The organism is Sphaerisporangium sp. NPDC049457, assembly GCF_055586705.1.
This window is the reverse complement of sequence record NZ_JBVJHR010000016.1, coordinates 54,035-71,674: the sequence shown is the minus strand read 5'-3', so window position 1 is coordinate 71,674 and position 17,640 is coordinate 54,035. Positions and strand designations below refer to the sequence as shown.

Genomic DNA, 17,640 nt, shown 5'->3' with positions numbered 1-17,640 from the left:
CAGCTTACCGATTTGTTCATTGCCGCCTGTAGAGGCCATGCCGAATCTCTGTTGAGATCTTCGGTCAGGTTTAGTCAGGTTCGGCGACCGATGGTGAGCACGGGGCCACTGGTGTCCTGGAAGAAGTCGTTCCCCTTGTCGTCCACCACGATGAACGCGGGGAAGTCCTCGACCTCGATCTTCCAGACGGCCTCCATGCCGAGCTCGGGATACTCGAGGACCTCGACCTTCTTGATGCAGTCCTGCGCGAGGCGGGCGGCCGGGCCGCCGATGGAGCCGAGATAGAAGCCGCCGTGCCCCTGGCAGGCATCGGTGACCTGCTTGGACCGGTTGCCCTTGGCCAGCATGACCAGCGAGCCGCCCGCGGCCTGGAAGCGCTCGACGTAGGAGTCCATGCGGCCGGCCGTCGTCGGGCCGAAGGACCCCGACGCGTACCCCTCGGGCGTCTTGGCCGGGCCGGCGTAGTAGACCGCGTGGTCCTTGAGGTACTGCGGCATCTCCTCGCCGGCGTCGAGCCGTTCGGCGATCTTGGCGTGCGCGATGTCGCGGGCGACGACCAGCGGGCCGGTCAGGGACAGCCGGGTCTTGACCGGGTAGCGCGACAGCTCGGCGAGGATCTCGCCCATCGGCCGGTTGAGGTCGATCGACACCACGTCGTCCGACAGGTGCTCGTCGGTGGTGTCGGGCAGGAAGCGCGCCGGGTCGGTCTCCAGCTTCTCCAGGAAGACGCCCTCGGGGGTGATCTTGGCCAGGGCCTGCCGGTCCGCGCTGCACGAGACGGCGATGGCCACCGGGCAGGAGGCGCCGTGCCGGGGCAGGCGGATCACCCGCACGTCGTGGCAGAAGTACTTGCCGCCGAACTGGGCGCCGATGCCGAGCCTCTGGGTCAGCTCGAAGACCTTCTTCTCCATCTCCAGGTCGCGGAAGCCGTGACCGGAGGGCGAGCCCTCGGTCGGGATCGCGTCGAGGTAGCGCGCGGAGGCGTACTTGGCGGTCTTCAGCGCGTACTCGGCGCTCGTGCCGCCCACCACCACGGCCAGGTGGTACGGCGGGCAGGCGGCGGTGCCGAGCGAGCGGATCTTCTCCTCCAGGAACTCCAGCATCCGCTTCTCGTTGAGTACGGCCTTGGTCTCCTGGTATAGGAACGACTTGTTGGCGCTGCCGCCGCCCTTGGCCATGAACAGCAGCTTGTACTCGTCGGGGTGGCCGTGGGGGTCTTCGGCGTACAGCTCGATCTGGGCGGGCAGGTTGCTGCCGGTGTTCTTCTCGTCCCACATGTTGAGCGGGGCCATCTGCGAGTAGCGCAGGTTCAGCTCGGTGTAGGCGTCGTACACGCCGCGCGAGATGTGCTCGGCGTCGCCGCCGTCGGTCAGCAGGTGGCGGCCCCGCTTGCCCATCACGATGGCGGTGCCGGTGTCCTGGCACATGGGCAGCACGCCGCCGGCCGAGATGCTCGCGTTCTTGAGCAGGTCGAGGGCGACGAAGCGGTCGTTGCCGCTGGACTCGGGGTCTTCGATGATCTTGCGGAGCTGGGCGAGGTGGGACGACCGGAGATAGTGCGAAATATCGTGAATGGCGGTCTTGGTGAGCAGTCGGAGCGCCTCCGGATCCACCTCCAGGAACGTGCGGCCCGCCGCCTCGACCTTCCGCACCCCCTCCGCCGTGATCAGACGGTACTCCGTCTCATCCGGACCCATCGGGAGAAGGTCGGTGTAGTCGAACTCGGGCATCGCTCGTGCTCCTCCGTATGTGTGACGCGCTCGCCGCCGTCCTGTTGCAGGGTACGGCTCGTCATGACCGCCTGCCGACCCGGGATCGTGCTGTGTCGGCCCGGCTTCGAGCGTCCGCGGAGGCGCGGCGGCCGTCACTTGGCCTTTCAGGGGGACCTATATGGGGACCTTTATGAGACACGGTGGCGTCCACGCGGGGCACGCCGCCCGAAGACTGATATGCGCGCGTTCGATAATGGACGTAGGCGCGTGTCCAAGATCGGGGGGAAATCATGGATCCGGGCTACATCGTGGTGGTCATCTTCGGCGTGTTCGTGGTCGCTACCGTCCTCGGGGTCGCGCTCGTCACCATCGTGCTCCGCGGCATCAGGCGTGAGCCCGCGCAGTGGCCCGTCGCTCCCGATCGGCGGGCCTCCAGACGCGAGATCATGTCTCGGGGCGCGCCAGAGCGCGAGGGCCGCGCCGGCCGCGCCGGCGGCGAGGTCGGCCGAGGCGGCGAGGGCGGCGAGCACCCGGAATGGACCGGCAGAGATCTCGCCGGAGACGACCTGCGGCCGGTCGGCACCCACCCTGAGAAGCACGCCCTGCCGGGGCGGGCGCGGTGGTGGTGACCCGCGGCACGCACGCACGGCCGACGGGCCCGGTACTCCCATGGGGGCGCCGGGCCCGTCGGCCGTCCGGCGCGCGGACAACGGCCCAATCCCCGTCGGCCGCCATGAGGATAGATAGTCCGAATGTCAGGACAAAGTCTTGACTCGCGGCATTTTGGTACCTAGAACTGGGGACGGGCCGTCATGAGCTGATCGAAGCGCGGAGGCACTATGCGTGTGGGTCTGTTGGGTCTTGGCCGTATCGGGGCGTTCCACGCGACGACGCTCGCCGCCCATCCCGAGGTGGACGAGCTGATCGTGGGCGACGCCGACGAGGTGCGGGCGAAGGAGGTGGCCGGCCGGGTCGGCGCGCTGGTCGGAGACGCCTTCCAGGCCGACGCCGTGATCGTGGCCACCCCGACGTCCACGCACGCCGAGCTGATCTTGCGGGCCTGCGCGGCGGGCGTCCCGGTGTTCTGCGAGAAGCCCGTCGCCCCCGGCATCGAAGAGACCGCGCGCGTCGTCCAGGCGGCCGACCGCAGCGGCACGCTGGTGCACATCGGCTTCCAGCGGCGCTTCGACGCCGGATACGCGCGGGCCCGGCGGGCGCTGAGCGAAGGCGAGCTCGGCGACCTGCACCGCGTGCACATGCTCACCGCCGACCCCCGCCCGCCGGCCGCCGAGTACATCCCGCTGTCGGGCGGCATCTACCGCGACTGTCACATCCACGACTTCGACATCCTGCGCTGGGTGACCGGCCGCGAGGTCGAGTTGGTGTACGCGGCGGGGGCCAACCGCGGCGCCGCGTTCTTCGCCGAGGCCGGCGACGTGGACACCAGCGCCGCCCTGCTCACCATGGACGACGGGACGCTCGTGACGATGCAGGGCTCCCGGTACAACGGCGCGGGCTACGACGTCCGCATGGAGCTGGCCGGCACCCGTCGCACGCTGGCCGTGGGGCTGGACGAGCGGGTCCCGCTCGCCTCGGCCGAACCCGGGGTCGCCTTTCCCGGCGGTGAGCCGTGGCCCGACTTCGGGACGCGGTTCGAGGCCGCGTACGTCGCCGAGATCGGCGCGTTCCTCGCGTGCGTGCGCGACGGCGGGCCGAGCCCGTGCGGCGTCCGGGACGCGCTCGCGGCCCTGCGCGTCGCCGAGGCGGCCGAGCTGTCGCGCCGCGAGGGACGCCCGGTGCGCGTCGCGGAGATCGAGCAGGTGACGGCATGAGCGACGAGACCGCTAAGGCGACCACGACCGGAGAGGTGAACGTGAGCCGCACGACGGAGCCCGGCCGCGCCGCACGAACGGGTCAGGCAGCGGAGACCGGCCAGGCCGCGCAGACGGGGCAGGCCGGGCGGACCGGCGGGGAGTTGCGCATCGCCGGGGCGCCGATCAGCTGGGGCGTGTGCGAGGTGCCCGGGTGGGGTCATCAGCTCGACCGCGAGCGCGTCCTCGGCGAGATGCGCTCGGTCGGGCTCGCCGCGACCGAACTGGGCCCCGACGGGTTCCTGCCGCCCTCTCCCGAGCACCGCCGGTCGCTGCTGGAGTCCTACGGGCTGCGGGCCATCGGCGGATTCGTCCCGCTCGTCCTGCACGACCCCGCCCACGACCCGGCCCCCGAGGCGCGCGCGGTGTTCCGTTCCTTCGCCGAAGGCGGCGTCGAGACGGTCGTGCTGGCCGCCGCCACCGGGACCGACGGCTACGACCGGCGCCCCGTGCTGGACGCCGAAGGCTGGGAGACCCTGCTGGGCAACCTCGGACGCCTGCTTAAGGAGGCCGAGCCGTTCGGCCGCGCCGTCACGCTCCACCCGCACGTCGGCACCATGGTCGAGACGCGTGACGAGGTGGACCGGGTGCTCGACGGCTCGGCCATGCCGCTCTGCCTGGACACCGGCCACCTACTCATCGGGGGCACCGACCCGCTCGACCTGGTGTCCAGGGCAGCAGCCAGGGTCGCACACGTGCACCTCAAAGACGTGGACGCCACGCTCGCCGAACAGGTCCGCGACGGAAGACTGACCTACACCGACGCCGTCCGGGCGGGCGTCTACCGTCCCCTCGGGCGCGGCGACGTCGACGTGGCCGGCATCGTCGCCGGGCTCGGCGCGGCCGGCTACCAGGGGTGGTACGTCATGGAGCAGGACGTCGTCCTCGCGGGCGAACCGCCGGAGGGCGAGGGCCCGCAGGCCTCGGTCCGCGAGAGCCTCGCCTACCTCGCGGCCCTGGCATGACCGAGCCCGCGACCGGCGGCTACGGCGCGGTCGAGGTGCTCACGATCGGCAGGGTGGGCGTCGACATCTACCCCCTCCAGATCGGCGTGTCCCTGCGGGAGGTCGAGACCTTCGGCAAGTACCTCGGCGGCAGCCCCACCAACGTCGCGGTCGCCGCCGCCAAGCTGGGCCGCCGCTCCGCGGTGATCACCCGCACCGGGGCCGACCCGTTCGGCGCGTTCATCCACGACGCGCTGCGGTCCTACGACGTCGACGACCGGTACGTGACCGAGGTGGCGGGCCTGCCGACCCCGGTGACGTTCTGCGAGATCCGCCCGCCCGAGGACTTCCCGCTGTACTTCTACCGCTTCCCCAAGGCCCCCGACCTGGAGATACGCGCCGAGGAGCTGGACCTGGCCGCGATCAGGGCAGCCGGCCTGTTCTGGGCGACGGTCACCGGGCTGTCGCAGGAGCCGTCCAGGAGCGCCCACTTCGCCGCCTGGCGGGCGCGCGGCCGGGCGCCGCTCACCGTCCTCGACCTCGACTACCGCCCCATGTTCTGGGAGTCGCCGCAGGCGGCGGGAGAATGGGTACGCGAGGCGTTGCGGCACGTCACGGTGGCCGTCGGCAACCTGGACGAGTGCGAGGTCGCCACCGGCGCCCGCGAGCCGCGCGAGGCCGCGAGGGCGCTGCTCGACATGGGCGTCGAGCTGGCGGTCGTCAAGCAGGGCTCCGGCGGCGTGCTCGGCATGACGGCCGAGCGCACGGTGGAGGTCCCGCCCGTCCCCGTCGAGGTCGTGAACGGGCTCGGCGCCGGCGACGCGTTCGGCGGCGCCCTGTGCGACGGGCTGCTCGCCGGGCGCGATCTGGAGCAGACCCTCAGGTACGCCAACGCGGCCGGCGCCATCGTGGCGGGACGCCTCGCCTGCGCCCCGGCCATGCCCACAGCCAAGGAGGTCGAGGCCGTGCTCTCGGGGGAAGCCCATGCGTGACGAAGATCGCAGGAGGCTGGCGGAGTGCCGCGCCAGGCATCCGGAGATGATCGCCCAGGCGGCGGCGGAACGCGGCCGCAGGCCGCTGATGCGCGACCGCGACCAGCTCCTCATCATCGCCGCCGACCACTCCGCCCGCGGCGCGCTCGGCGTGCGCGGCAGGCCGCTGGCCATGGGCAGCCGCATCGACCTGCTCGACCGGCTGTGCGTCGCGCTGGCCCGCCCAGGGGTGGACGGCCTGCTCGCCACCCCCGACATCGTCGAGGACCTGCTGCTCCTTGGGGCGCTCCACGACAAGGTCGTGATCGGCTCGATGAACCGGGGCGGCCTGCACGGCAGCGCGTTCGAGTTCGACGACCGCTTCACCGCCTACGACACCGAGTCGATCGTGCGGATGCGGCTCGACGGCGGGAAGATGCTCTGCCGCGTCGGCCTGCGCTCGCCCGAGACCGCGGCCACGCTGGAGTCGTGCGCGCGCGCCGTCACCGGCCTGGCAGGGCAGGGGCTGATGGCGATGCTGGAGCCGTTCTGGTCGCACCGGGACGAGGGCGTCGTCAAGCACGACCTGTCCGCGGAAGGCATGATCCACGCCATCCACGTCGGTCAGGGCCTCGGCGCGACGTCCGCGCACACCTGGCTGAAGATCCCGGTGATCGCCGACATGGAGCGGGTCATGGAGGCGACCACCCTGCCCACCCTGCTGCTCGGCGGCGACCCCACCGACGCGCCCGACGAGGTGTACTCCTCGTGGAGCAAGGCGCTGCGCCTTCCCGGCGTGCGGGGGCTCGTCGTCGGACGCGCGCTGCTCTACCCTCCTGACGACGACGTGGCGGCGGCCGTCGACACCGCCGCCGGGCTGCTGGAGGTGTCCTGATGTCCCACATCCCCGCGGGCACGACCGCCGATGCTCCCTGGGCGCTGCGGGTCACGCCGGAGCTCGCGGGATGGACCTACGCCGGGCTGCGCGCGCTCAACCTGTCCGGCGAGACCGTCGAGTTCGACACCGGGCCCGAGGAGATGCTCGTCCTGCCCCTGTCGGGGTCCTGCGTCGTCGAGTGCGACGGGGAACGCCTGGAGCTGCATGGCCGGCCGTCGGTGTTCGAAGGCGTCTCCGACTTCGCGTACGTGCCCATCGGCGCGACGGTGCGCGTCACCGGCGAGGGCAGGTTCGCCCTGCCGTCCGCCCGCGCCACCCGCCGGCTCCCGGTGCGGTACGGGCCCGCCGGCAAGGTGCCCGTGGAGATCAGGGGAGCCGGGCAGGCCAGCAGGCAGGTCAACAACTTCTGCGCGCCCGACGCGTTCGAGTGCGACAAGCTCGTCGCCGTCGAGGTGCTCACCCCCGAGGGCAACTGGTCGTCCTACCCTCCGCACAAGCACGACACCGCAGGCGACGGCGAGGCCGTGCTGGAGGAGATCTACTACTTCGAGGGCGGCCCCGGCTACCAGCGGGTGTACGGCTCGCCCGGCAAGCCCATCGACGTGCTCGCCGAGGTCGGCTGCGGTGACGTCGTGCTCGTGCCGCACGGCTACCACGGCCCGTCGATGGCCGCCCCCGGCTACGACCTGTACTACCTGAACGTGCTCGCCGGCCCCGCGGACGAACGGTCGATGGCCTTCTGCGACGACCCCCGGCACGCCTGGATCCGTTCGAGCTGGGAAGGCCGGGCCGTGGACCCCCGCGTTCCCATGACCACCGCCGGCGACGGCAGCGGCGCGGGCGGCGCCGGCGCCACGAGCGAGACGGAGACCCAGGCATGACGACGATACGGCTCACCGTCGCCCAGGCGCTGGTGCGGTTCCTCGCCGAGCAGTGGAGCGAACGCGACGGCGTCGAGCAGCGGCTCATCGAGGGCTGCTTCGGCATCTTCGGGCACGGCAACGTCGGCGGCGTCGGCCAGGCCCTCGCCGAGCGCGGCGCCGGCCTGCGCGACCCGCTGCCGTACTACCTGGCCAGGAACGAGCAGGCCATGGTCCACACGGCGGTGGGCTTCGCCAAGACGCGCAACCGCCTGTCGACCTTCGCCTGCACCTCCTCGATCGGCCCTGGCGCGACCAACATGGTGACCGGCGCGGCGCTGGCAACGATCAACCGGATCCCCGTGCTCCTGCTGCCCGGCGACGTCTTCGCCACCCGCGCCGCCGGGACCGTGCTGCAGGAACTGGAGGACCCGCGCGGCTACGACGTCAGCGTCAACGACTGCCTGCGTCCCGTCTCGCGCTTCTTCGACCGCGTCAACCGGCCCGAGCAGCTCCCCGCCGCGCTCATGGCGGCCATGCGGGTGCTCACCGACCCCGCCGAGACCGGCGCCGTCACCATCGCCCTGCCGCAGGACGTCCAGGCCGAGGCCCACGACTGGCCGGTCGAGCTGTTCCGCAGGCGCGTCTGGCACGTCGCCCGCCCCGTGCCCGACTCCGCCGCCGTCGAGCGGGCCGTCGAGGCGGTCAAGGCGTCGCGGCGCCCGATCATCGTCGCGGGCGGCGGCGTCGTGTACAGCGAGGCGTGGGAGGAACTGGCGGGCTTCGCCGAGGCCCACGGCATCCCGGTCGGCGAGACCCAGGCCGGCAAGGGCGTCCTGCCGTACGACCACCCGTGCGCGCTGGGCGCCATCGGGCACACCGGCACGGCCGCCGCCAACGCGATGGCCCGCGACGCCGACCTGGTCATCGGCGTCGGCACCCGGTACACCGACTTCACCACCGCCTCGCGCACGCTGTTCGGGGACGTGCCCTTCGTCAACCTCAACGTCACGGCCTTCGACGCCGCCAAGCACTCCGGCGTCATGCTCGTCGGCGACGCCCGCGAAGGGCTGGCCCTGCTCGACCTGACCGGCTGGAAGGCCGACCCGTCATGGACGTCACGGGCCGCCGAGCTGGGCCGCGACTGGCAGGCCAAGGTGTCCGAGCTGTACGGCGGCGAGACGCTGACGCAGCCCGTCGTGCTCGGCGTGGTCAACGAGGCGGCCGGCACCGACGGCGTCGTCGTCAACGCGGCCGGCTCCATGCCCGGCGAGCTGCACAAACTGTGGCGCGCCTCCGACCCCAAGGCCTACCACGTCGAGTACGGCTACTCGTGCATGGGCTACGAGATCGCCGGCGGCCTCGGCGTGAAGCTCGCCGCCCCCGAGCGCGAGGTGTTCGTCCTGGTCGGCGACGGCTCGTACCTCATGATGGGCCAGGAGATCGCCACGGCCGTCCAGGAGGGCGTCAAGCTCGTCATCGTCATCGTGGACAACCACGGCTTCGCCTCCATCGGCAACCTCTCGGAGTCCGTGGGCGCGCGGCGGCTCGGCACGGCGTACCGGCTGCGTTCGGCGGGCGGCGGGCTGGACGGCGCGTACCTGCCCGTCGACCTGGCGGCCAACGCGGCGAGCCTCGGCGCCGACGTCCTGCGCGCCGCCGACCCCGAGTCGCTGCGCGTCGCCCTCACCAAGGCGCGCGAGGCGACCGGCACCACCGTCGTCCACGTGGAGACCGTCCCCGGCCCCTCCCCGGAGACCACCGCCTGGTGGGACGTCCCCATCGCCGAAGTCTCCGCCACCCCCGAACTCCACGAGCGCTACGCCCAGTCCAAGCAGGCCCAGCACCCCTACCTGTAACCCGCCCACATCGGCCCGCCTGGCGCTGGGCCATCCGCTCCACCGCGGAGCCGGGCAGGTCGACCTGGGCCTTCGCGCCGGGACAGGGCGGGATGGGTGTCAGCCGCCCTTGGGCGGGTCCTGCGGCTGCGCGTGCTGCAGCTGGACGCAGCACTCGCCGGGGCGCGGGGCGAGGACCGCCTGAACGGCCGTGGCCCGCAGTCCTTGCAGGTACCCGGTGAGGAAGGCGTGGTTCATGCCGCACACGAGGTCGGGGGCCTGGGCCGAGAGTGGGTGAAAGGGGCAGTTGCGCAGCCGTAGCCGGTCGAGGGCTTCGCGGGCGGGTTCGAAGCCGTGCTGGTCGAGCATCTGCTCGCACAGGGTCAGGCCGCGTTCGGCGCCGAGCCGGCCGGGGCGCAGGCGTTCGCGGTCCTGGCCGCCGAGTTCGTCGCCGTGCTGCCTGGCGGTGCGTACGGCGGCGTTCGCGGCGGTCTCGTCGTCGCCTTCGGTCAGGACGGCGCGGATGAGCAGGCCGGCCAGCAGCTCATGGCGGCGGTCGGGGATGCTGACCTGGATCGGACCGTCGGCCGGCTCGTAGACCTTGGGCTGCCGGCCGACTTTGCGCAGCCCGGCGGGGGACGCGGCGCGGGCGCGGAGCAGGCCGGCGTCGACCAGCTTGTCCAGGTGGAACGCGGCGAGTTTGCGGGAGATGCCGACGCCGGCGGCCGCCTCCTCGCGTGTGACCGGCCGGCGGACGCGGCGGATGAAGGCGAAGATCTGCCGCCGGGTGGCCTCGCCGAGCACGCTGAGGGAGTCGAGCGCGGCGTCCGCCGGAGAGCCCGGCTGTCTCATGTCGGAGTTCACGCCTTCACGATAACGCCAGCATGCGCTGTCAGGCGATGGGCGAAAGTCTGTCCACCAGTGCCACTTGACCGCCGCCCTCTAATAAGACCAAAATCCATTGGTGAAAAGGAGGTGGCCATGATGACCCAGCCGCATCAGGCCAAGCAGCCGGTCAACGCCGCGCTGGCCGGCCCGTACGGGCACCCGTTCCATCCCATGCTGGTCACGATCCCGATCGGCGCCTGGGCGGCCAGTCTCGTCTTCGACATCGCCTCGCACTCCGTGGCGGATCCGCGCTTCCTGTCCGAGGGGGCGATGTGGTTGATCGCGCTCGGCGTGATCGGCGCCCTGGGCGCGGCCATGGCCGGATTCCTGGACCTGTTCGCCATCCCCACGGGCACGCGCGCGTTCCGGCTGGCGCTCATCCACATGACGCTGAACCTGCTGGTGACCGCGGCCTACCTCGGCGACTTCCTGTGGCGGCACTCCGAGACCGTCACCGGCGGCGTCCCCGCCGGGCCGCTGACCCTCAGCGCCGCCGCCTTTCTGACCCTGGCCGTGTCGGGATGGCTGGGCGGCAAACTCTCCTACCGCTACGGCGTCCGCGTAGCCGACGAGACAACCCAGGCCGAAGGCTTCCTTCCCACCACCCGCTCCTCCCAACGCCCCCACTGACCCCCCAACGCCTGCACTGCTCCCCAACGCCCCCGCCGACCTGCAACGCACCCACCGACACACCTGACCGGCCGCCGCACAGTCCCCGCGACCGCCACGATCACTCTGGAGTTGCCATGACCATCGCCGCACTGATCACCTGGCTGATCACCGCTCTCGGCGGTTTCTACATGCTCGGCACCTGGCTCTCGCGCGGCGGCGCCCGCGGCGGCAGCCACCTGCCGGTCCCGGTGATCTTCGGCCATTTCGCGCTGGCCGCCGCCGGCCTGATCGTCTGGATCGCCTACCTCGTCGCCGACCTGGACGCGCTGGCCTGGATCGCCTTCGTCCTGCTGGTGCCCGTCGCCCTGCTCGGGTTCGTCATGCTGGCCCGGTGGATCCCGGTGTACCGTGCCCGTGCCACCACCGCCCCGGCGGCGGGCGAGCACACGGCCCCCGCCGAGCGGCACTTCCCGGTCGCCGTGGTCGCCGCGCACGGGCTGTTCGCCGTCGTGACCGTCCTCCTGGTCCTCCTCTCCGCCCTGGCCGCCGGCGGCAACTGACCCGACCCAGCCCTGACCGTCCTGCCCCGATGACCGCAGCGCCCCAGTACAGCTCGAAGGACCACCGTCGTGGAAATCTGGATCAACCCCGCGTGCAGCAAATGCGCTTCCGCGCTCTCGCTGCTCGATGACGCGGGCGCCGCCTACGCCGTGCGGCGCTACCTGGAAGAACCGCCCACCGCCCTGGAGATCGAGGACGTGCTGCGACGCCTCGGCATGCAGCCCTGGGACATCACCCGCCTCACCGAACCCGCGGCGGCCGAGCTGGGCCTCACCGCGTGGCCGCGCGACGAGAGCCACCGCCGGCAGTGGATCGCGGCGCTGGCCGCCCACCCGATCCTGATCCAACGGCCCATCATCACCGCGGACGACGGAACGGCGGTGGTCGGCCGCTCACCCGAATCCGTACGGTCCATCCTGCCGTGACGGCCGGGCGCGCGCCGTGGCCGCAAGCCGTGCTCGCGGCGCCCGCTTCCAGTGATCAGGTTCTGCTGGACTGGGTGGGTCGAGGGGACGGGGGGTGGGGGGTTCTGGGGTGGAATCCCCTGGCCAGGGTGATGATGGCGGCGGCCAGGAGGAGCGGGGCGGCGAAGGCGACCTGGTAGTTCGCCGCCTCGGCGATGCCGCCGACCAGGGCCGCTCCCACGATGAAGCCGACATAGTTGAACATGTTGACCCTGGCGATGGCGACGCCCGTACCGGCGGGATCCAGCCGGCCGGCGGCCGAGAAGGACTGCGGAGCCACCACCGACAGGCCCACCCCGGTGAGGCCGAACGCGACGATGGCCAGCGGCTGGTTGGGAGCGGCCACGATCCCGACGAAGCCGAGGGTGGCGAGCGCGCCGCCGATGCGGACGATCACCGCAGGCCCGTACCTGCGTACCGCGAAGTCGCCGCCGATCCTCACCACGAAGGTGGTCGCCTGGTAAGCCGCGAGCGCCAGCGGCACCACGGCCGCCGTCGCATGCATGATCTTCTCCATGTAGACGGAGCCGAAGTTCGAGATCGACGCGTCGCCCACGTACAGGAACGCCATCGCCAGGCACAGCGGCAGGATCGGCCCCCACGGCACTTTCGTCTTGGTCCCGGCCAGGTCCTTCGTGGGCCCATCGCCCGGTGTGGCTTCGACGCCTGACACGGCGTCGATTCCCCGTCCGGCGCCGGTTCCCGGTACGGCGCGGGACGCTGGTGCGGCGCCGGGGGTCTGAGCCGCGCTGTCGTGCCGTGTCGCGGGTTCGGCCGTGGTGACGTGCTCCTCGTCGGCCGTGAAGAGAGCCCGGCCGGCGATCAGCGCGATGGCGACGCCGACCACCATGGCGACGGCGAAGATGGCCGTCAGGGTCAGTTGCATGGCTCCGCCCACGGACGCCCATACGGCTCCGATGACCGCCGCCGCGCTCCAGAGGGCGTGGAACCCGGTGAGTATGGACCGGCCGTACCTGCGCTCCGCCGTGACGGCCTGCATGTTCATGCCCGCGTCGACGGCGCCGAGGCACAGGCCGAACAGCACGTTGGCCGCGACGAGCTGGGGCACGTCGGCGGCGAGCCCGGCGCAGACCACGCCCAGCCCCGCGGCGGGCTGGGCGAAGCGCAGCACCCGGCGGCTGCCGTACCGCTTGGCGACCTCACCGGCGAGCACGCTGCCCACGCCCGCGATCACGGGAACCACCAGCAACAGGATCGACAGCTCGCCGTCGCTCAGATGGTGCTTCCGCTGTAGTTGTGCCACCTGGGTCAGCAGCGTGGCGAAGGTCAGTCCCTGGACGAAGAAAACCGCGAAAGTGGCAAGGCGCGCACGCCGGTCACGGGGGGTGGGCACTGCGGCTCCGGAAGAACATGAGGTCGGTTCAAGATCTGGCCAGGCTACGGTCAGGCCCCCCGCCGGTCAATGGTCGTCCAGTACCCCTCTCACCCGTCTTTCAGGAGTGGTGGCCGGGGGGTTAGTCGATCAGGCGGGTGCGCATTTTCCAGACGGCGAGGGACCACATCAGGGCGGCGAACAGCAGCAGGGCGCCCACGTGGGCGAGGTCGTGCAGGCCCAGCCTGCCGAACACCGAGTCTCTGACCAGCTCGACGCAGTGGAACAGGGGGTTGAACCTGGCCGCGACCGCGGCCCACGACGGCAACTGGTCGACGGGGAAGAACGTGCCGGCGACGAGGAACATCGGGGCCAGCACGCCGCTGACGACATAGTCGAAGGCGTTGATCGCGGGCACGATCGACGACACCCAGATGCCGAACAGCGCGAACGCCAGCCCGGTCAGGAACCCGATGAACGGCACCAGCAGCATGCCGGGGGACGGCGGGAGGCCGAAGGCCACGCCGACGAGCAGAGGGGCGCAGCCGTACACCCCCGCCTTGGCGGCCAGCCAGGACGCCTCGGCGGTCACCAGTTCGTGGACGTCGACCGGCGCGGCGAGCACGGCGTCGTAGGTGTGCTGGAACACGCGCCGGATGAAGCAGACGAACATGGAGCCGAAGGCGCTGATGAACAGCACGGACGTGGCCACCACGCCGGTCGCGACGAAATCGCGGTAGTTGTGGCCGTACGCCGCGCCGATCACCGTGCCGAACCCGAAGCCGAACGCCAGGAGCCAGATCGTGGGCTCGACGAGCGCGGCGAACGAGGTGGAGGCCCAGTAGCTCCGGAATAGCGTCAGCTCGCGCCGCCACACGCCGCGCACCGGCGCCCACTCGAACCACCGCGGAGCGGCGCCGGCGACGGGACGGAGATCGGCCCCGCTCCACCGCTCACTGGCCGAATCGACGCTCATCGCGAACCTCCGGTGATCATTCGACGCTCTCGCCGGTCAGCAGGACGAAGACGTCCTCAAGGTTGGCCGCGCGCTGGAAGGCGGGCGGCCCGAGGCCGAGGCGCAGCGACTCGGGCTGCCGCTCGGCGGCGAGGATCGAGATGGACGGGCCGGTGCGCCGGGTGGGGAGCCCGGCGTTCACGGCGAGGCGTTCGACCTCGGCCAGGCGTTCGGGCGGCCCGTGATGCTCGTCGACGTGCGCGCCGGCGTGCCGGGCGATCAGCGCCGCAGGCGTGTCGCGCGCCACCACGCGGCCGTGCGACATCAGGGCGCATTCGTCGGCGAGCCGCTCGGCCTCTTCGATGTAGTGGGTGGACATGAGCGTGGTCACTCCCTCGGCGCGCAGCGCGGCGACCAGCGACCAGAGCTCCTGCCGGACCTGGGGGTCGAGGCCCACGGTGGGCTCGTCGAGGAGCACGAGGCGGGGACGGTGCACCAGCCCGCGCGCGATGAGCAGCCGGCGCCGCATGCCACCGGAGAGGTCGTCGGCCTTGGTGTCGGCGCGGTCGGTGAGCTGGGCGATGCTCAGCGCGCGCTCGACGGCCGCCGCCCGCTCGGCCTTGGCCACGCGGTAGAGGTGGGTGAACACTTCGAGGTTCTGCCGGGCCGTCAGCTCTACGTCGAGATTGTCCTGCTGGGGGACGACGCCCATCAGCGCGCGGGCCTTCTTGGAGGCGCGGGGGAGCGGATGCCCGAGGACGGTGATCTCGCCCTCGTCGGCCAGTGACTGGGCGGTGAGCAGCCGCATCGTGGTGCTCTTGCCCGCTCCGTTCGGGCCGAGAAGGCCCAGGCAGACGCCGTGCGGGACCTCAAGGTCGAGCCCGTCGACGGCCGAGATGTCTCCATAGCGCTTCACCACGCCCTTGAGCGAGATCGCGCTCGTGGCGTGGTCGGACAGGAGACCGTTTCTGGATCTCAGGCGCGTGGGCACCCGACCACCATAGGGAGCGGGCCGGACACTTCTCCAAGGGTTTTCCGCCCCCCGCATGCCCCCCGCATGCCCCCCGCATGCCCCCCGCATGCCCTCCACATGCGCCGGCTCCGGGTCCGTGTCGCAGCCGGTCAGACGTCCGCGGACGGGAGCGGTCGCGCGGCTCGGGTCAGGGCCACACCCGGTCGGCGGCGGGGACGTCGGGGGACGGGTACAGCCGCACCGCCCGGGTCTCCTGCACCGTGAACTCGTCCACCACGTGCCGGTTGTGGACCAGGAAGCCGACGAGACCGGCGACGGCCCGGACGCCCTGCTCGGCGTGCGCGTGGCCGGTCAGCAGGTAGATGTGGGGAGCGGAGAGCTTGTCCAGCAGGAAGCGACTGCCGTGCCGGTGCACGTCCTTCAGCGCCTTGATGGGGATCGGCCGCCGGGAGGTGAACCACACGGCGACGTCCCACAGGGGGACCTCGGGGCCATGATCGGCCGACTCCTCGTAGCAGGCGACGCAGCCCACACGGGCGTCCTGCCCGTGTGGGCACGCCCAGAAGGCGGCATCGTCCCGGTGGTTCACGCTTTCGGCTCCTTCGTGCACGGGTCGGCGGCCGTCACGGGCGGCCGCCGGTGAGAGCAAGGCGGTCTGAACAGGGCCGAGGTCATGATTCTGACCGATCTCCCGGCTCAATGTGCTTTCCTGGGCCGTGTCCTCCCTGATGACCTGTCGTGAGGGTAGGTCGGGAAGCCCGGCGGGGGTTAGTGTCGAGGCGTGGGAACCGAGCGTGGAGCGCACTACGACCGTTGGAACAACCGCTGGCAGCAGCAGGGGGCTCCCGTGCTGCGGCAGCTGGTGTCCGGTTTCCTGAACACGCAGCGGCAGAACGGGCCCGCGCCGCACGAGCTGCGGGCGTCCGACGACGACCGCGAACGCGTGGCCGCCGTGCTGCGCGACGCCGTCGCCGACGGCAGGCTGACCCCGGACGAGCACGAAGAGCGGGTCGAGCGGGTGTACACCGCTCGCACGCTGGGCGAGCTGGCCGTGCTCACGAGCGACCTGCTGCCCGAGCATCTGCAGCCGCTGCGCGCGGACGGGCGGCCGGTGATGGCGCTGTTCCGCTCCGAGCAGCGGGACGGCCGCTGGGTGGTGCCCTCGCACTATTCGGTCACGGCCGTCGGCTCCGGCGTCACGCTCGACCTTCGCGAGGCGCTCCTGCAGAGCGAGCACATCACCGTGCAGGCGACCGTGGTGGGAGCGACGCTGACGCTCATCGTCCCCCAGGGCGTCCGTGTGATCATCCCGGCCTCGGCGGTGGTGGCGGGGAAGAAGAACCAGGTGCCCGAGACGGTCGCGCCGGACGCCCCGGTGATCGAGATCACCGGAGTGATCATGATGGGCAACGTCGTGGCCAAGTCGCCCAAGCCGCCGCGCCGCGGCTGGGCCAGGCGCCGCAAGGCCTGACCGCGCCGCGGAAGGGCATGACCACGCCGCACGGTGGCCGAGCGGCGCGGTCGGCCGCCCGTCAAGCGTGAGACCGAGCGGGACGGGCAGGCCGGGCAGGCCGGTGAGACCTGCCGGGCCGGTGACGCCGGGCAGGCCGGTGTGACCGGGTGGGCCGGTCAGGTGGCGGTGTCGAAGTTGATGGCGCTGTAGGCCCGGAGTTTCCAGAGCTGGTGCTCGCTTTCGACCTTGCGCACCGTGCCCGACCTGCCGCGCATGACCAGCGAGTGGGTGAGCGCGACACCGCCGCGGTAGCGCACGCCGCCCATCAGCTCGCCGTCGGTGATGCCGGACGCGGCGAAGAAGACGTCGTCGGAGGTCACCAGATCGTCGGTGGTGAGCACGCGGTTGAGATCGTGCCCGGCGTCGAGGGCCCTGCGGCGCTCGTCGTCGTCACGCGGCCACAGTTTGCCCTGGATCACGCCGCCCAGGCACTTCAGCGCGCACGCCGCGATGATCCCCTCGGGGGTGCCGCCGACGCCGAGCATCAGGTCGACGCCGGTGTCCCGGCGGGCCGCCATGATCGCGCCCGCGACGTCGCCGTCGGTGATGAACTTGATGCGCGCGCCGGTGTCGCGCACCTCCTTGGCGAGGTTCTCGTGGCGGGGCCGGTCGAGGATCACCACCGTGACGTCCGACCGCGAGCAGCCCTTGGCGCGGGCGACGGCGGCGATGTTCGCGGCCACCGGGACGTCGATGTCGACGGCGTCCGCGGCCTCGGGGCCGGTGACCAGCTTGTCCATGTAGAACACCGCCGAGGGGTCGTACATCGACCCACGCGGGCTCACCGCGATCACCGAGATGGCGTTCGGCATGCCGAGCGCGGTCAGCCGGGTGCCGTCGATCGGGTCGACGGCCACGTCGCACTCGGGCCCGCCGCCGTCGCCCACCCGCTCGCCGTTGTACAGCATCGGCGCGTTGTCCTTCTCGCCCTCGCCGATCACCACGGTGCCGTCCATGGACACGGTGTTGATCAACTGGCGCATGGCGTTGACCGCCGCGCCGTCCGCGCCGTTCTTGTCGCCTCTGCCCACCCAGCGGGCGCCGGCCATCGCGGCCGCCTCGGTCACGCGGACGAGCTCAAGGGCCAGGTTGCGATCGGGCGCGCGCTCCTCGGTGGCCAGCGCGGGCGGTACGGACGTCTCTTCCGACATGGTGCAAGCCCCTCTGATTCGGATGACGGCGATCAGGACGCCCTGTAGGGGACCTACCAGGTTCACCGCCGTCTAATCCAGGCGTCGTGCTACAGC

Annotated in this window: 18 protein-coding genes; 11 read left to right on the top strand and 7 right to left on the bottom strand. The window is 71.8% G+C overall.

Annotated elements, in window-relative coordinates; genetic code table 11:
- Positions 1 to 74 precede the first annotated feature (74 nt).
- A complete protein-coding gene (locus ACZ6QO_RS24675; protein WP_465853956.1) occupies positions 75 to 1,730 on the bottom strand; it encodes a fumarate hydratase in 1,656 nt (551 codons plus the stop codon).
- Between the two features lie 272 nt (positions 1,731 to 2,002).
- Between ACZ6QO_RS24675 and ACZ6QO_RS24670 the strand changes: the two genes are divergently transcribed.
- The 7 genes from ACZ6QO_RS24670 (at position 2,003) to iolD (ending at position 9,115) form a co-directional block, all read left to right on the top strand.
- Entirely contained in the window at positions 2,003 to 2,341 is a 339-nt protein-coding gene (locus ACZ6QO_RS24670) for a hypothetical protein (RefSeq protein ID WP_465853955.1), read from the top strand.
- A 210-nt stretch (positions 2,342 to 2,551) separates the two neighbouring features.
- Positions 2,552 to 3,544 carry a Gfo/Idh/MocA family protein gene (locus ACZ6QO_RS24665; protein WP_465853954.1) on the top strand — a complete coding sequence of 331 codons (993 nt, stop codon included), beginning with the start codon at positions 2,552 to 2,554 and terminating at the stop codon, positions 3,542 to 3,544.
- Positions 3,541 to 4,548, top strand: a complete 1,008-nt coding sequence (locus tag ACZ6QO_RS24660) for a TIM barrel protein (RefSeq protein ID WP_465853953.1) — start codon at positions 3,541 to 3,543, stop codon at positions 4,546 to 4,548. The genes ACZ6QO_RS24665 and ACZ6QO_RS24660 overlap by 4 nt, the downstream gene beginning before the upstream one ends.
- Positions 4,545 to 5,519 (top strand): 5-dehydro-2-deoxygluconokinase, encoded by a 975-nt coding sequence (gene iolC, locus ACZ6QO_RS24655; RefSeq protein ID WP_465853952.1) that lies wholly within the window; start codon positions 4,545 to 4,547, stop codon positions 5,517 to 5,519. Before ACZ6QO_RS24660 ends, iolC begins: the two co-directional genes overlap by 4 nt.
- Positions 5,512 to 6,393, top strand: a complete 882-nt coding sequence (locus ACZ6QO_RS24650) for a class I fructose-bisphosphate aldolase (protein WP_465853951.1) — start codon at positions 5,512 to 5,514, stop codon at positions 6,391 to 6,393. Before iolC ends, ACZ6QO_RS24650 begins: the two co-directional genes overlap by 8 nt.
- A complete protein-coding gene (iolB, locus tag ACZ6QO_RS24645) occupies positions 6,393 to 7,277 on the top strand; it encodes a 5-deoxy-glucuronate isomerase (RefSeq protein ID WP_465853950.1) in 885 nt (294 codons plus the stop codon). Before ACZ6QO_RS24650 ends, iolB begins: the two co-directional genes overlap by 1 nt.
- Complete coding sequence (gene iolD / locus ACZ6QO_RS24640; protein WP_465853949.1) at positions 7,274 to 9,115, top strand: 3D-(3,5/4)-trihydroxycyclohexane-1,2-dione acylhydrolase (decyclizing); 1,842 nt, start codon at positions 7,274 to 7,276, stop codon at positions 9,113 to 9,115. The genes iolB and iolD overlap by 4 nt, the downstream gene beginning before the upstream one ends.
- A 99-nt stretch (positions 9,116 to 9,214) precedes the next feature.
- On the opposite strand, the gene ACZ6QO_RS24635 is transcribed toward iolD, so the two are convergent.
- The gene (locus tag ACZ6QO_RS24635; RefSeq protein WP_465853948.1) at positions 9,215 to 9,958 is read right to left on the bottom strand and encodes a helix-turn-helix transcriptional regulator; all 744 of its coding nucleotides are present in this window, start codon (positions 9,956 to 9,958) and stop codon (positions 9,215 to 9,217) included.
- Between the two features lie 117 nt (positions 9,959 to 10,075).
- On the opposite strand from ACZ6QO_RS24635, the gene ACZ6QO_RS24630 reads away from it, so the two are divergent.
- The 3 genes from ACZ6QO_RS24630 to ACZ6QO_RS24620 all read left to right on the top strand — a co-directional run bounded on the left by ACZ6QO_RS24630 (position 10,076) and on the right by ACZ6QO_RS24620 (position 11,580).
- Positions 10,076 to 10,612 carry a DUF2231 domain-containing protein gene (locus tag ACZ6QO_RS24630; RefSeq protein WP_465853947.1) on the top strand — a complete coding sequence of 179 codons (537 nt, stop codon included), beginning with the start codon at positions 10,076 to 10,078 and terminating at the stop codon, positions 10,610 to 10,612.
- A 116-nt stretch (positions 10,613 to 10,728) separates the two neighbouring features.
- Positions 10,729 to 11,154, top strand: coding sequence for a hypothetical protein (locus ACZ6QO_RS24625; RefSeq protein ID WP_465853946.1), 426 nt, complete (start codon positions 10,729 to 10,731; stop codon positions 11,152 to 11,154).
- A 69-nt stretch (positions 11,155 to 11,223) separates the two neighbouring features.
- Positions 11,224 to 11,580, top strand: a complete 357-nt coding sequence (locus ACZ6QO_RS24620; protein ID WP_465853945.1) for an arsenate reductase family protein — start codon at positions 11,224 to 11,226, stop codon at positions 11,578 to 11,580.
- A 55-nt stretch (positions 11,581 to 11,635) separates the two neighbouring features.
- Here the strand turns inward: ACZ6QO_RS24620 and ACZ6QO_RS24615 are convergent, their stop codons facing one another.
- The 4 genes from ACZ6QO_RS24615 to ACZ6QO_RS24600 all read right to left on the bottom strand — a co-directional run bounded on the left by ACZ6QO_RS24615 (position 11,636) and on the right by ACZ6QO_RS24600 (position 15,469).
- Positions 11,636 to 12,973 carry an MFS transporter gene (locus tag ACZ6QO_RS24615; RefSeq protein ID WP_465853944.1) on the bottom strand — a complete coding sequence of 446 codons (1,338 nt, stop codon included), beginning with the start codon at positions 12,971 to 12,973 and terminating at the stop codon, positions 11,636 to 11,638.
- A gap of 121 nt (positions 12,974 to 13,094) precedes the next feature.
- Complete coding sequence (locus tag ACZ6QO_RS24610) at positions 13,095 to 13,928, bottom strand: ABC transporter permease (protein WP_465853943.1); 834 nt, start codon at positions 13,926 to 13,928, stop codon at positions 13,095 to 13,097.
- A 16-nt stretch (positions 13,929 to 13,944) separates the two neighbouring features.
- Positions 13,945 to 14,826, bottom strand: a complete 882-nt coding sequence (locus tag ACZ6QO_RS24605) for an ABC transporter ATP-binding protein (protein WP_465854110.1) — start codon at positions 14,824 to 14,826, stop codon at positions 13,945 to 13,947.
- Between the two features lie 241 nt (positions 14,827 to 15,067).
- Complete coding sequence (locus ACZ6QO_RS24600) at positions 15,068 to 15,469, bottom strand: hypothetical protein (protein WP_465853942.1); 402 nt, start codon at positions 15,467 to 15,469, stop codon at positions 15,068 to 15,070.
- 192 nt (positions 15,470 to 15,661) lie between these two features.
- On the opposite strand from ACZ6QO_RS24600, the gene ACZ6QO_RS24595 reads away from it, so the two are divergent.
- The gene (locus tag ACZ6QO_RS24595) at positions 15,662 to 16,351 is read left to right on the top strand and encodes a DUF1707 SHOCT-like domain-containing protein (protein WP_465853941.1); all 690 of its coding nucleotides are present in this window, start codon (positions 15,662 to 15,664) and stop codon (positions 16,349 to 16,351) included.
- A 158-nt stretch (positions 16,352 to 16,509) separates the two neighbouring features.
- On the opposite strand, the gene glpX is transcribed toward ACZ6QO_RS24595, so the two are convergent.
- Positions 16,510 to 17,544, bottom strand: a complete 1,035-nt coding sequence (gene glpX, locus ACZ6QO_RS24590) for a class II fructose-bisphosphatase (protein ID WP_465853940.1) — start codon at positions 17,542 to 17,544, stop codon at positions 16,510 to 16,512.
- Positions 17,545 to 17,640 lie beyond the last annotated feature (96 nt).

Excerpts from the sequence above, each read along its gene's own strand:
- ACZ6QO_RS24675 (WP_465853956.1), bottom strand. The coding sequence starts at position 1,730 with ATGCCCGAGTTCGACTACACCGACCTTCTCCCGATGGGTCCGGATGAG.
- ACZ6QO_RS24670 (WP_465853955.1), top strand. The coding sequence starts at position 2,003 with ATGGATCCGGGCTACATCGTGGTGGTCATCTTCGGCGTGTTCGTGGTC.
- ACZ6QO_RS24665 (WP_465853954.1), top strand. The coding sequence starts at position 2,552 with ATGCGTGTGGGTCTGTTGGGTCTTGGCCGTATCGGGGCGTTCCACGCG.
- ACZ6QO_RS24660 (WP_465853953.1), top strand. The coding sequence starts at position 3,541 with ATGAGCGACGAGACCGCTAAGGCGACCACGACCGGAGAGGTGAACGTG.
- iolC (WP_465853952.1), top strand. The coding sequence starts at position 4,545 with ATGACCGAGCCCGCGACCGGCGGCTACGGCGCGGTCGAGGTGCTCACG.
- ACZ6QO_RS24650 (WP_465853951.1), top strand. The coding sequence starts at position 5,512 with ATGCGTGACGAAGATCGCAGGAGGCTGGCGGAGTGCCGCGCCAGGCAT.
- iolB (WP_465853950.1), top strand. The coding sequence starts at position 6,393 with ATGTCCCACATCCCCGCGGGCACGACCGCCGATGCTCCCTGGGCGCTG.
- iolD (WP_465853949.1), top strand. The coding sequence starts at position 7,274 with ATGACGACGATACGGCTCACCGTCGCCCAGGCGCTGGTGCGGTTCCTC.
- ACZ6QO_RS24630 (WP_465853947.1), top strand. The coding sequence starts at position 10,076 with ATGATGACCCAGCCGCATCAGGCCAAGCAGCCGGTCAACGCCGCGCTG.
- ACZ6QO_RS24625 (WP_465853946.1), top strand. The coding sequence starts at position 10,729 with ATGACCATCGCCGCACTGATCACCTGGCTGATCACCGCTCTCGGCGGT.
- ACZ6QO_RS24610 (WP_465853943.1), bottom strand. The coding sequence starts at position 13,928 with ATGAGCGTCGATTCGGCCAGTGAGCGGTGGAGCGGGGCCGATCTCCGT.
- glpX (WP_465853940.1), bottom strand. The coding sequence starts at position 17,544 with ATGTCGGAAGAGACGTCCGTACCGCCCGCGCTGGCCACCGAGGAGCGC.